Annotated in this window: 15 protein-coding genes; 14 read left to right on the top strand and 1 reads right to left on the bottom strand. The window is 30.2% G+C overall.

Annotated features, from left to right (window positions below; all coding sequences use genetic code 11):
• Window positions 1–11 precede the first annotated feature (11 nt).
• The 3 genes from OIO11_RS09795 to rho all read left to right on the top strand — a co-directional run bounded on the left by OIO11_RS09795 (window position 12) and on the right by rho (window position 3,891).
• Window positions 12–1,622, top strand: coding sequence for a CTP synthase (locus OIO11_RS09795; RefSeq protein WP_268071268.1), 1,611 nt, complete (start codon window positions 12–14; stop codon window positions 1,620–1,622).
• Window positions 1,623–1,868: 246 nt separating this feature from the next.
• A complete protein-coding gene (locus OIO11_RS09790) occupies window positions 1,869–2,213 on the top strand; it encodes a hypothetical protein (RefSeq protein ID WP_268071267.1) in 345 nt (114 codons plus the stop codon).
• 259 nt (window positions 2,214–2,472) lie between these two features.
• Window positions 2,473–3,891, top strand: coding sequence for a transcription termination factor Rho (gene rho, locus OIO11_RS09785; protein WP_268071266.1), 1,419 nt, complete (start codon window positions 2,473–2,475; stop codon window positions 3,889–3,891).
• Window positions 3,892–3,919: 28 nt separating this feature from the next.
• Here rho and rpmE read toward each other — a convergent pair whose 3' ends face one another.
• On the bottom strand, window positions 3,920–4,126 hold the full coding sequence (gene rpmE, locus OIO11_RS09780; protein WP_268071265.1) for a 50S ribosomal protein L31: 207 nt from the start codon (window positions 4,124–4,126) through the stop codon (window positions 3,920–3,922).
• Between the two features lie 220 nt (window positions 4,127–4,346).
• Between rpmE and OIO11_RS09775 the strand changes: the two genes are divergently transcribed.
• The 11 genes from OIO11_RS09775 to OIO11_RS09725 all read left to right on the top strand — a co-directional run bounded on the left by OIO11_RS09775 (window position 4,347) and on the right by OIO11_RS09725 (window position 13,280).
• Window positions 4,347–4,937 carry a thymidine kinase gene (locus OIO11_RS09775; RefSeq protein WP_268071264.1) on the top strand — a complete coding sequence of 197 codons (591 nt, stop codon included), beginning with the start codon at window positions 4,347–4,349 and terminating at the stop codon, window positions 4,935–4,937.
• A 116-nt stretch (window positions 4,938–5,053) separates the two neighbouring features.
• On the top strand, window positions 5,054–6,091 hold the full coding sequence (locus OIO11_RS09770) for a DUF1385 domain-containing protein (protein WP_268071263.1): 1,038 nt from the start codon (window positions 5,054–5,056) through the stop codon (window positions 6,089–6,091).
• Window positions 6,092–6,208: 117 nt separating this feature from the next.
• Window positions 6,209–7,069, top strand: a complete 861-nt coding sequence (gene prmC, locus OIO11_RS09765) for a peptide chain release factor N(5)-glutamine methyltransferase (RefSeq protein ID WP_268071262.1) — start codon at window positions 6,209–6,211, stop codon at window positions 7,067–7,069.
• 85 nt (window positions 7,070–7,154) lie between these two features.
• A complete protein-coding gene (prfA, locus tag OIO11_RS09760; RefSeq protein ID WP_268071261.1) occupies window positions 7,155–8,231 on the top strand; it encodes a peptide chain release factor 1 in 1,077 nt (358 codons plus the stop codon).
• A 28-nt stretch (window positions 8,232–8,259) separates the two neighbouring features.
• Window positions 8,260–8,832 (top strand): hypothetical protein, encoded by a 573-nt coding sequence (locus OIO11_RS09755; protein WP_268071260.1) that lies wholly within the window; start codon window positions 8,260–8,262, stop codon window positions 8,830–8,832.
• 54 nt (window positions 8,833–8,886) lie between these two features.
• Entirely contained in the window at window positions 8,887–9,615 is a 729-nt protein-coding gene (locus OIO11_RS09750) for a ZIP family metal transporter (protein ID WP_442781287.1), read from the top strand.
• A gap of 48 nt (window positions 9,616–9,663) precedes the next feature.
• On the top strand, window positions 9,664–10,713 hold the full coding sequence (locus OIO11_RS09745) for an L-threonylcarbamoyladenylate synthase (RefSeq protein ID WP_268071259.1): 1,050 nt from the start codon (window positions 9,664–9,666) through the stop codon (window positions 10,711–10,713).
• Between the two features lie 58 nt (window positions 10,714–10,771).
• Window positions 10,772–11,221 (top strand): low molecular weight protein arginine phosphatase, encoded by a 450-nt coding sequence (locus OIO11_RS09740; RefSeq protein ID WP_268071258.1) that lies wholly within the window; start codon window positions 10,772–10,774, stop codon window positions 11,219–11,221.
• 52 nt (window positions 11,222–11,273) lie between these two features.
• Window positions 11,274–11,723 (top strand): ribose 5-phosphate isomerase B, encoded by a 450-nt coding sequence (gene rpiB, locus OIO11_RS09735; RefSeq protein WP_268071257.1) that lies wholly within the window; start codon window positions 11,274–11,276, stop codon window positions 11,721–11,723.
• 24 nt (window positions 11,724–11,747) lie between these two features.
• On the top strand, window positions 11,748–12,377 hold the full coding sequence (gene upp, locus OIO11_RS09730; RefSeq protein WP_268071256.1) for a uracil phosphoribosyltransferase: 630 nt from the start codon (window positions 11,748–11,750) through the stop codon (window positions 12,375–12,377).
• A gap of 414 nt (window positions 12,378–12,791) precedes the next feature.
• On the top strand, window positions 12,792–13,280 hold the full coding sequence (locus tag OIO11_RS09725; RefSeq protein WP_268071255.1) for a deoxycytidylate deaminase: 489 nt from the start codon (window positions 12,792–12,794) through the stop codon (window positions 13,278–13,280).
• Window positions 13,281–13,300: the final 20 nt, after the last annotated feature.

Below are 13,300 nucleotides of genomic sequence, written 5' to 3'. Positions count from 1 at the left end.
AGGAATTTTTTTTGGGCACTAATACTAAATATATTTTTGTAACTGGTGGAGTTGTATCTTCGTTAGGAAAAGGAATAACAGCAGCTTCTCTTGGAAGATTATTAAAGAATAGAGGACTTAAGGTTTCTATACAGAAATTTGATCCATATCTAAATGTAGATCCTGGTACTATGAGTCCATATCAACATGGAGAAGTTTTTGTTACTGATGATGGTGCTGAAACGGATTTGGATTTAGGACATTATGAAAGATTCATAGATGAGAATTTAAGTAAAAATAGTAATGTAACAACTGGTAAGGTATATTGGTCAGTTTTATCTAAAGAGAGACGCGGAGATTATTTAGGAGGTACTGTTCAAGTAATACCTCACATAACAAATGAACTTAAAGAAAGAGTTTATAGAGTTGCAAAAGAAAAAGATGTAGATATAGTTATAACTGAAATTGGTGGAACAGTTGGAGATATAGAATCGTTACCATTTCTAGAGGCAATAAGACAAATAAAATATGAAGTTGGTCGTGAAAATGTTTGTTTTATCCACTTGACTTTAATTCCTTACTTAGGAAAAGCGGGAGAACTTAAAACTAAACCAACTCAGCATTCAGTTAAAGAGTTAAGAGGAATAGGAATTCAACCAGACATATTGGTGTGCCGTTCTGTAAAAGCTTTACCTCATGAGGTTAAAGAAAAAATAGGACTTTTCTGTAATGTAGATGCAAATGCAGTTATACAAAATTTAGATGCGGAAAATCTTTATGAAGTACCAATGATGCTTCATGAAGAAGGGTTAGATACATTAGTTTGTAATAAATTAAGTTTAAATTGTAATGAAATAGATAATTCTGAATGGATAGAGCTAGTTCGTAAAGTTAAAAATTTAAAGAGTAATGTAACTATAGGGCTTGTTGGTAAGTATGTTGAGCTTCATGATGCATACATTTCAGTAGTAGAATCTTTAAATCATGGTGGATTTGCTAATGATTCAAATGTAGATATTAAATGGATAAATGCAGAAGATATAAATTCTGAAAACATCAATGATTACCTAAAAGATGTAGATGGAATATTAGTACCAGGTGGTTTCGGAGATAGAGGTGTTGAAGGAAAGATAGAGGCTATAAAATATGCAAGAAATAATAAAGTTCCTTTCCTTGGAATATGTCTTGGAATGCAGTGCTCGGTAATAGAATTTGCTAGAAATATGTTAGCATACAGAGATGCAAATAGTTCGGAAATTGATGAAACAACAACTCATCCAGTAATAGATTTAATGCCAGAGCAAAAAGATGTTGACGAAAAAGGTGGAACAATGAGACTTGGATTATATCCATGTAAATTAGAAGAAGATTCTAATGCTTTTAGAGCTTATGGACAGCCGGTTATATATGAAAGACATAGACATAGATACGAATTTAATAATGAATATAGAAAAGAATTAACAGAAGCTGGGCTTAAAATAACAGGTGTAAGTCCTGATGAAAGATTGGTTGAAATAGTAGAAGTTAAGGAGCATCCTTGGTTTGTAGCTACTCAATTTCATCCAGAGCTTAAGTCAAGACCAAATAGACCACATCCGTTATTTAGAGAATTTATAAAAGCAGCCTTAAACAAAGAAGTTTAGAAGAAAATAAATTTCAAGGTATAAATAAATCAAGCAAAAATAATATAAACAGATAAAAATAAGCGTAAAGTTAGATGAAATATGACTTTATGCTTATTTTTATTTGTTTATAGTTTTGGGACAAAGGATGTACATTTAAACTTATTTTTATGAAAATTTTTGTGTGATTTTGAAGGAAATATAGATTTAAAATAGAATTTATTAAATAAATTAGAATTAGAATTAGAATATGGGGGGGTGTAACTGTTGTTTATAGATTCTGTTATTAGTGTTGCTTTTAAGAATTACAGTGGACAGTATGATTTAAAAAAAATATCTATATTTGAGATAGTAGATATGTCTAAATATTTTGACGTGGTTGATACAGTGTACACTAATAATAAAGAAATTGAAGTAAAAGTAAAATGCCCTATATGCAGAGAATACCATTATTATACCTACAAAATAAATGAGCTAATAAAAGGTGCTATGGTAATTGGAGGATGTGAGAAAGTTGGTTCACCTATATTTTTTATAGGTAAAACTGAGAAAGTTGAAGAAAAAATTAATAAATATATGGAAGTGAATAAAAAAATTTACGCAATGCTTTAAAAAACAAGTGAAAATAATTAAGAAGAAATTTTTTTATAAATTGATTATTGAACAATGAGTATTGATAAATGTAATATCTATATAAATATAAAGTAGTCTGAGATGATTGTTTGCATCCAGATTACTTTTTTTATGAAAAAAGTAGATAAAAAATAAAAAATAGGTTATAATCTAAAAGGTAATACCTTTCAAATATTTCTCTGTTATCTATTTCCCAAAGGTTAATATATATAATTAATTTAATATGGAGGTGCTATGTTTGACAAACAAAGAATTAGAGAGTATGACGGTTGTCGAACTTAAACAAATAGCTAAAGAATTAGGAGTTAAAGGAACTTCTAAGTTGAAGAAATCAGAACTGATTGAATGTATAAATAAGACTTCACCTTTAGCTATAAATAAAGAAGGGGTTGTATTAAGGGAAAAAATAGCTCCAAAAGCTGTACATAAAAAAGAGTTAGCAGAAACTAAAGAGAACCAAAGTGATGTTGAAGAAGAGAATAATGAAAATGAAGATAAAGATAAAGGTAAAAACCTTAAAGAGATGATACATGAGTCTGATACTGCAAAAGGAGTTTTAGAAATCATAGAAAATAATAACTATGGATTTTTAAGAGGACAAAATTATTTAACGGGACCAAAAGATATCTATGTATCACCATCACAAATAAGAAGATTTAATTTAAAAACAGGTGATGAAGTAGAAGGTAAAGTTAGAACAGCAAAAGAAGGAGAAAAATTCCAAGCTCTTTTATATGTTCAAAAGATAAATGGAGAAAATCCAGAAAAAGCTGTTGGAAGAAAAAAATTTGAGACATTAACGCCTATCTACCCAACTGAAAGATTGAGATTGGAAACTAATCAATCAGATTTATCTTCAAGATTGATGGATATAATTTCTCCAATAGGTAAGGGACAGAGAGGGATAATAGTTGCACCGCCTAAGGCAGGTAAAACTACACTTCTAAAAAAAGTAGCTCACAGTATTTCTGAAAATCATCCAGAGTCTAAATTGATAGTACTTTTGATAGATGAAAGACCGGAAGAAGTGACTGATATGGAGAGATCTATTAATGGTGAGGTTATATATTCAACTTTTGATGAGGAACCGGATCATCACACAAAGGTTGCTTATATGGTACTTGAGAGAGCAAAAAGAATGGTTGAACAGGGACAAGATGTTATAGTTCTTTTAGATAGCTTAACAAGACTTGCGAGAGCATATAACTTGACTATAAATCCAACAGGAAGAACTTTATCAGGTGGACTTGATCCAGGAGCATTAATAATGCCTAAAAAATTCTTTGGAGCTGCAAGAAATATAGAAGAAGGTGGAAGTCTTACAATCCTTGCAACTGCTTTAGTTGATACTGGAAGTAGAATGGATGATATGATTTTTGAAGAATTTAAGGGAACTGGAAATATGGAAGTTCACTTAAATAGAAAACTTGAAGAAAGAAGAATTTTCCCAGCAATAGATATTTATAAATCAGGTACAAGAAGAGACGATTTATTGCTTTTACAAGAAGAATTAGATGCTTCATTTAGAATAAGGAAAGTTATGTACAATGAAGGTAATATTGGAAATGTAACAGAAAAACTGATTGGTTTAATGAGCAAAACAAAAAACAATAGAGAATTTTTAGATTTGTTTAGTAAAGAAAAATGGGAAAGATAAAATCTTTCCCATTTTTCTTTACTATGTTTTATTTCTTTAAATTGTATTTTGTCATGAATTTGTCAATTCTTCCACCTGTATCTAAAACTTTTTGTTTTCCAGTATAGAATGGATGACAGTTAGAACATACATCTACTTTAAGTTCGTTTTTAACAGAACCAGTAGTGAAAGTATTTCCACATGCACATTTAACTACTGCATCATGATTATATTCAGGATGTAAACCTTCCTTCATTTCGTTTCACCTCACTTACAAAGATTATTCTTTATTAGAATAATTCAAACCGCATTGTCAACTCTTAAAATTATAACATAGAGAATATAAAATAGCAATAATATATAAGGCTTTTTTATGTCAAAGAGATTGTTAAAGATTACACTTGAAACTTGAAGGATTAACCATGTAAAATGAATTAGTAAATTATTAAACCAACAAGTAATGGAGGCATAAAAATATGAGTAAACTATATTTTAGATATGGAGCGATGAATTGTGGTAAATCAACCAATTTACTGCAAGTTGCTCATAATTATAAAGAAAGAGGAATGAATGTAATTATTATCAAACCCAAAACAGATACAAAGGGTGGAGATACTGTGGTTTCAAGGCTGGGTATAAGGAGAAAGGTAGATATGCTTTTCGAAAACTATGAAAATATATATGAAAGAGTAGAAAAGTGGATAAAAGAAAATGGAAAAATAGATTGTGTGTTGGCGGATGAGGTGCAGTTTTTTAAAAAAGAGCAAATCGATCAGTTATTTGAAATAGCGGTAAAAATAGATATACCAATAATATGTTATGGTCTTCGTACAGATTTCCAGATGAATGGATTTGAAGGAAGCTCAAGATTGTTATTATTAGCACATAGTATAGAGGAACTAAAGACTATTTGTAAATGTGGTAAAAAAGCTATTTTGAATGGTAGGAAAATAAATGGACAATTTGTTTTTGAGGGAGAGCAAATAGCTATTGACCAAGAAGATAATGTTGAATATCAATCACTTTGTGCAAGCTGCTATTTTAAGTATAAACAAAAATATAAATAGCAATCATAAAATTTACAGTTATGTAACAATATTAATCGCAAATTCCTTTGAAAAATAATATGAAGTGTTGTATTATAAAAGCTACAGAGGCCTATGTATGAAAAGAGGTGCATATTATGAAGAAAAAATGTTCGGTAGGAGGGCAAGCTGTAATCGAGGGTGTGATGATGAGAGGAAACTGTGGGGTTGCTACTGCTGTTAGGAAAACAAATGGAGAAATAGAAGTAGAATTTGAAGAAAAGATACCTCTTACCAAGAGAAATAAGTTTTTTTCACTTCCTATAATAAGAGGATTTATTACACTTATTGATTCTTTGATTTTAGGAATAAAGACATTAAATTATTCAGCTTCATTTTTTGAAGAAGAGAATGAAACTGAAGAAGCAACAAAATTTGATAAATGGGTAGAGGGGATATTTAAGGATAAAACTAATGATGTAATAATGGGGTTTTCACTTGTTTTATCGCTAATGTTTTCTGTTTTGTTATTTTTTATACTTCCTACTTTTGTGGCAAGTGGAGTTAAAAAATTAAATGTTCAAAATAATTTATTGCTAAATATTTTTGAAGGCATTATAAGAGTAGGTATATTTTTAATATATATATATCTTATAGGAAAGATGGATGATATAAAGAGAGTTTTTCAGTATCATGGTGCGGAACATAAAACTATATTTTGTTATGAACAAGATGAAGAATTAATACCGGAAAATGCTCAAAAGCAGGAAAGATTACATCCAAGATGCGGTACTAATTTTTTGTTTTTGGTAATGATAGTAAGCATTGTTTTATTCTCTCTAACTCCTTGGAATTCAATAATAGAGAGAATAGGGTATAGGGTAGTTCTTTTGCCAGTAGTTTCTGGAATAACTTATGAGTTGATAAAATGGATGGGAAAAAGCCAAGGTATGCTTTCAAGAGTATTAGCTTATCCAGGTCTTAAACTTCAAAAGCTTACAACTAGGGAACCAGATTTAAGTCAGCTGGAGGTAGCAATAGTATCGCTTAAAGTGGCAGAAGGAATAGAAACAGTTGAAAGTATAAAGGGAAAAATAAATAATAAAGAAACAGTTGAAAAAGAGGTACAAGAAATAAGAAGAGAAGAGATAGAAATGAAAGAAACTGAATTTAAAGTAGAAAGCAAACTACTATAAAAAATCACTTGCGTATGCAAGTGATTTTTAATGATAATAAGAATTCATTATTGCTAAAGATGTTTGTTTTTTAGTATGTTTTTGTTATTTCAATGCTTTTCACAAAGAGGTGGTATTTTGAAAATAGGAGAATTATTGATAAAGGGATATAATGTTTTGAAGTGTGAAAATATTGAGACATATATGTTGGATACTCAATTATTACTGCAAAAGGTTTTAAAAAAAGACAAATTGTTCATAATGTTAAATAGAGAATTGGAAGTTGATGAGGGAGATATAAAAGAGTATTTTCGTTTAATAGAACTTCGAAAGAATAAAATGCCTATAAAATATATATTAGAAGAATGTGAGTTTATGGGAATAAATTTTAATGTAAGAGAAGGTGTTCTTATTCCAAGAGGGGATACTGAAATTTTAGTGGAAGAAGCTTTAGATAAAATAAAACAAAATAATTATATAGACATATGTGATGTATGTTGTGGTAGTGGTGCAATAGGTATTTCGATAGGGGAAATTTTAGAAAATACTAGAATTTATTGTTATGATATATCGGATACAGCTTATGAAGTTACCTTAGAAAATATAAATAAATTTAATCTTGAAGATAGAATAAAGATTTATAAAAGTGATCTATTAGAGGAAGCTATAGAAAGTGAAAGACGATTTGATGTGGTTTTATCAAATCCACCATATATAAGGAAGGATGTTATTCCTACATTAATGGAAGATGTTAAGAATTATGAGCCATATATAGCCCTTTGTGGTGGCGATGATGGATTAGAATTCTATAAGAAGATAACAAAACAGAGCTTAAAGATATTAAAACAAGGCGGAATGATAGGTTTTGAAATAGGGCATGACCAAAAAGAAGATGTATACAATATTTTGATGGGAAATGGATTTGAAGAAATAAGATGTATCAAAGATTTAGCAGGATTAGACAGAGTAGTTACAGGAATATTGAGAGTTAAAAATTAAGAGGATTATAGCGTGAATTGTCAAAGTCTATGTAGTTATGATATAATAATAAAATGTGAAAATATGAATACGGAGTGATATAGTAATGTTAGATAAGCTGGAATTTATAGAAAATAAATATGATGAATTGTCTATAAAAATTAGTGACCCATCAGTTATGGCTAATCAAAATGAGTGGCGAAAGTTATGTAAAGAACATGCTGAACTAGAAGTTATAGTTAATAAGTATAAGGAATATAAAAAGGCTTTAGAGGATATAGAAGTAGATAAGGAAATGCTTCAAGAAGAAAATGATAGAGAATTAAGAGAAATGCTTCAAGAAGAAATAAAAGAGCTTGAAGAAAATAAGAGTAAATCTGAAGAAGAATTGAAAATATTAATGCTTCCAAAGGATCCTAATGATGATAAAAATGTATTTATTGAAATAAGAGCAGGTGCAGGAGGAGATGAAGCTGCATTGTTTGCTGCTAATCTTTTCAGAATGTATACAAGATATGCTGAGCGTCATGGATGGAAAACAGAATTTATGAGTTCCAATGAGACAGATATTGGAGGATTTAAAGAAGTTGTATTTATGCTTAGAGGAGATTCAGCTTACAGTAAAATGAAATTTGAAAGTGGAGTTCATAGAGTTCAAAGAGTACCTGATACTGAATCAAGCGGAAGAATTCATACATCTACAGCAACTGTTGCAGTACTGCCGGAAGTTGACGATGTTGAAATTGATATAGATCCTAATGATATAAGAGTAGATGTATTCAGAGCTTCTGGAAACGGTGGACAGTGTGTAAATACTACAGACTCTGCTGTTAGAATGACTCACTTACCAACAGGAATTGTAGTATCATGCCAAGATGAAAAGTCACAGCTTAAAAATAAAGAAAAAGCATTAAAGGTATTAAAGGCTAGACTTTATGAAAAGGCAGAAGCAGAAAGAAATGCTGGAATAGCTGCTGATAGAAAAAGTCAGGTTGGTTCAGGAGATAGAAGTGAAAGAATAAGAACATATAACTATCCTCAAGGTAGGGTTACAGAGCATAGAATAGGTCTTACATTATATAAATTAGATTCTTTCCTTGATGGGGATATGAACGAAATAATTGATGCATTGATAACTGTTGAACAAGCTGAAAAAATGAAGGCTATGGGAAACAATGAATAAATTTGATTAATTTTTATAGAGGTGAATCATGAATATAAATAAAGCTATTAGAAAGCAAAAGAAGTCTTTTAAAAGGTTTTGGCTATCTATGAGCTTTATTTTTTTATTACTTCCAATTTCGGTAGTTATAACCAGAAAAGCTTCTTTTTTTATTATAACTTATTTAGTGGTTATTGAGTTTTTGATAGTTATTTCTATTTTAGTACACATTCACACACAAACATTAAAATTTGAATATAGCGGTAAGTTGAAGATTCAAAACGGTCTTTGGTGTGGTAAATATAGTATTATATGTAATAATGTTATGTTTGTTCATACTATAAATGATAAAAAAGATATGAAAATAGTACTGATTTTGAAGTCAGGAATGAGAAATAAAAATATTAACATGATAGATTTGAAATTTATGGAAAAGTACACTTTGAAAAATGGGTATAAGATTAATTCTAAAGTAGAAAATCTACAAAAAAAATATTATTATATAATAATAAATAAAGGTGGATATTATAAGTATGAACTTTTAAATCTGATATATAGGTATTGTGTTAAGGCTTATTTTACAGATGAAGCAATAGAGAAAATAAAAGAATATAGAAAGTAGAGAATAAACTCCCGTTTACTAAAATATTATAAAATAGAAACGGGGGGTATTTATTTGTTTAATAAATTTACAGTTATAGTAACAATAGCAAGTATATTTTCTTTGGCGGGGACTATGCTTGGAGCATCTATAGGGATAATTATAAAAAAACCAACAAATAAGATAATAGGTAATATAAATGCTTTTGCAGCAGGGCTTATGCTATCCATTGTTATGTTGGATTTGATACCGGAGGCTATTATAAACATTAATTATTTGAGTTCTATTCTTTTATCCTTTGCTGGGGTTTTGAGTATTGCTTTAATAGATATAGTGAGTTCTGGCAGAGCAACATTTAAGACAAGTCATAACAAGATAGCCTTTATGGCAGCAGCAGGTCTTATGATTCATAATTTTCCCGAAGGTATTATAATGGGGGTAGGTTTTTTAGCTAGAGGAGATCTAGGAATCAAGATGAGTTTACTTATAGTAATCCATGATATTCCAGAAGGAATTGCTATAGCAGCTCCTTTAATGGCGGCTAAGGTTAAAATTTCAAAAATAATCAGATATGCATTTATTACAGCATTACCTACTGTTATAGGGGGGTGGCTTGGAGTTTGTTTAGGTAATATATCTCCTGCATTTTTAGGAGGTTGTTTAAGTGTTGCTTCTGGAATAATGCTTTATGTAATATTTGGTGAAATGCTTCCGGAGGCATTAAAGCTTAGAAGTGGGAGGGATATAACCTTTAGTATTTTTTTCGGAATAATATTGGGACTTGTAATTACTAATATATTATAATAAAATACAAAGTAATGATTAATTCTATTAGCAAAGAAGTGAATGTGAATGAAAACAAAAGTTGAGTTATTAGACAAAGAAAATCCTAATATAGAAGTGTTGGAAAAAGCAGGGGAAGTCATTCGTCAAGGTGGACTCGTGGCATTTCCAACCGAAACAGTTTATGGACTTGGAGCAAATGCTTTAGATAATGAAGCTGTAAAAAAGATATTTATAGCTAAAGGAAGACCGCAAGATAATCCCCTTATTATTCATGTAGGAGATTTTAATATTGAAGAATTTGTTGAAGAAATTCCTTCAATAGCAAAAAAAATGATAGAAAAATTTTGGCCAGGACCATTAACTTTAATAATGAAGAAATCAAAAAAAATTCCTGATGTAACAAGTGCTGGACTTCAGAGTGTCGGAATAAGAATGCCTTCAAACAAGATAGCAAGAGAGCTTATAAAAGAAGCGGGAGTACCAATAGCTGCACCTTCTGCTAATATATCAGGAAGACCTAGTCCAACAGATATAGAAGGATGTATTCAGGATTTGAATGGGAAAATTGATTATATAATTGGTGGAGAAAAGTGTAATGTAGGTCTTGAGTCTACAATTGTTGATTGCACAGTGGAACCGCCATGTGTTTTGAGACCGGGTGGAATTACTCTTGAAATGTTAAGTGAGATTGATAACAGAATATATATTGATCCTGCTATAATGAAAAAACCAGAAAAGGATTTCAAGCCAAAAGCACCTGGAATGAAGTATAGACATTACGCTCCAAAGGCGCCGGTAAAAATTATAGCTGGAGATTTGAAAAAAAGTGTTGCAAAAATACAAGAAATAGTGCAAAATTATATAGATGCAGGTATGAAGGTTGGAATAATGGCAACAGATGAAACTGCAAAGCACTATTCTAATGCAATAATCAAATCATTAGGAAGTAGAGAACAGTTAGATAGAATAGGAAAGAACTTATTTAAAGTTTTAAGAGAATTTGATGATGAAAATGTGGATATAATAGTATCTGAAGCCTTTGAAGAAAAAGAAATGGGAATTGCAATTATGAATAGATTAAAAAAGGCTGCTGGATTTGACATAATAAAAGTTTAAGCTAAATTTAGAGAATAATATAGTTTAAAATAATTTTAACGATGACAGGAGGGACAGTATGAAGATTTTATTTATATGTACAGGAAATACATGCAGAAGTTGTATGGCTGAAGCAATATTTAATCAAATGTCAGATTATGATGTTAAAGCTATTTCAGCAGGTATTGCAGCTATTTCAGGTACTAAAGCATCTAAAAATACTGTTGCCTTAATAAAAGATAATTTTTCAAAGGATTTAAGTGATAGAAATGCAGTGCAATTACAAGAAGAAATGCTATCTGAAAGTGATTTAATATTGACTATGACTGGATATATTAGAGATGCTTTAGTTGATAGATTTCCTCAATATAAAAATAAATTATTTACTTTGAATGAATATGTTGATCTTAAAGAAGATATAATTGACCCTTTTGGGGGCGATATGGAAGTATATCAAAAGACTTTTGATATACTTAAAAAGAGTATAGGTTTATTACTAAACAAAATAAAGGAAGATAATGGTATTTGATGATGCTAGTATCTTCTTTTTTTGCAATAAATACAAAATAGGAGGAATTTACATGAAAATAGCAATAGGATCTGATCATGGTGGATTTCAACTTAAAAATGCAGTTATAAAGCATTTAGAGAAGAAAGGCATAGAAGTTAAGGATTTTGGAACATTTAATGAAGAATCATGTGATTATCCAGATTATAGTTTACAAGTTGCTGAGGAAGTTGCAGCTAAAAACTTTAATTTTGGAATATTAATATGTGGTACTGGAATTGGAATAGGTATAGCTGCAAATAAGGTTCCAGGAATAAGAGCCGCATTATGCCATGATACATTTAGTGCACATGCTACAAGACAGCATAATAATGCCAATATACTTACTATGGGACAGAGAATTGTTGGAGAAGGTCTTGCACTTGATATTGTTGATGCATTCCTAAATTCAGAATTTGAAGGTGGAAGACATGAAAATAGAATTAATAAAATTGAAGATATTGAAAAAAAATATTCAAAATAATAATCAGTATAGGAGGAATTTAAAATGAGTAAAGTAACACAAATAGCACATCCGCTAATTTTACATAAATTAGCTTTTATAAGAAATAAGGAAACTGGTTCAAAGGATTTTAGGGAACTTGTAGAAGAAGTTGCTATGCTTATGGCTTATGAAGTTACTCGTGATTTAACATTAGAAGAAGTTGAAATAGAAACACCTATATGCAAAACAAAATGTAAAATGCTTGCAGGAAAGAAAGTTGCTATAGTTCCTATTTTAAGAGCTGGCCTTGGTATGGTAGATGGAATGCTTAGACTTATACCAGCTGCTAAAGTTGGGCATATAGGTATGTACAGAGATGAAGAAACTTTAAAACCAGTTGAGTACTTCTGTAAATTACCTCAAGATATACAAGAAAGAGAAATTATAGTTACAGATCCAATGCTTGCAACAGGAGGTTCTGCTATAGATGCTATAGAAGCACTTAAAAAGAGAGGTGCTCAAAATATAAGATTAATGTGTCTTATTTCTTCACCAGAAGGAATAAAAGCAGTTATGGATGCACACCCAGATGTTGATATCTATGTTGCGGCTATTGATGAAAAATTAAATGAACTTGGATATATAGTACCAGGTCTTGGAGATGCTGGAGACAGACTTTTTGGAACAAAATAGGAATGCTGCAAAGCAACATTCTTTAGTAACCAGAGACCAGTAACCAGTGAAGGAATATTTTCTTCCTTAGGTCAGAAAATATTTCAATTAAATTAAAAAAACAAAAGCTAGTGAAAAATTTGATTTTTCACTAGCTTTTTTACTATTTCTTTAATTAAAGAAAGGTTTATCTAATCTCAACGCCCTTCGGATTACGCAAAGAGTGAAAAGTTCTTTTAAGTTTAAAGATTTTCTGACATAAGGAAGAAAATCAACATTTACTGGCTACTGGTTACTAGAATAAAAGTGTGTTGCAATTTTATTCTATTTTTTATTAACACATATTATAACACTTTCAATTATAGCGTTTATAGTATAAAATATAAATGATTGCTTAAATACATACATATATTACAAAAAAACGAGGGATTTAAGATGGAGAGAATAGATAAACATAATTATTATTTAGATATTTGTGAAACAATACTTGAAAGAGGAACTTGTCTTAGAAGAAATTTTGGAGCTATCATCGTTAAGCATGATGAGATAATAGCTTCAGGTTATTCAGGGGCTCCAAGAGGGAGAAAAAATTGTTCGGATTTAGGATATTGTAGAAGAGAAGAATTAAAAGTTGAAAGAGGTACAAGATATGAGTTGTGTAGGTCAGTTCATGCTGAACAAAATGCAATCATATCTTCCAGACGTCAAGATATGATTGGATCAACTATATACCTTGTTGGTAAAGAAATGAATACAGGAGAATTGGTAGAAAAAGCTGCACCATGTCTACTTTGTAAAAGATTTATAATAAATGCTGGAATATGTAGAGTTATTGTAAGAGATACAGATAAAGAATTTAGAATTACGGATGTGCAGGAATGGATAGATAAAGATGATTCATTAATAGGAGAAGGTTCTTACTAAAGTTAACAAAAGGAAGGTTA

Origin of the sequence: Clostridium sp. ZS2-4 (genome assembly GCF_026719745.1) — a bacterium.
GTDB lineage: Bacteria > Bacillota > Clostridia > Clostridiales > Clostridiaceae > Clostridium_H.
Note: the sequence above shows the minus strand (reverse complement) of the source record. Positions and strands in the feature narration are given on the sequence as shown.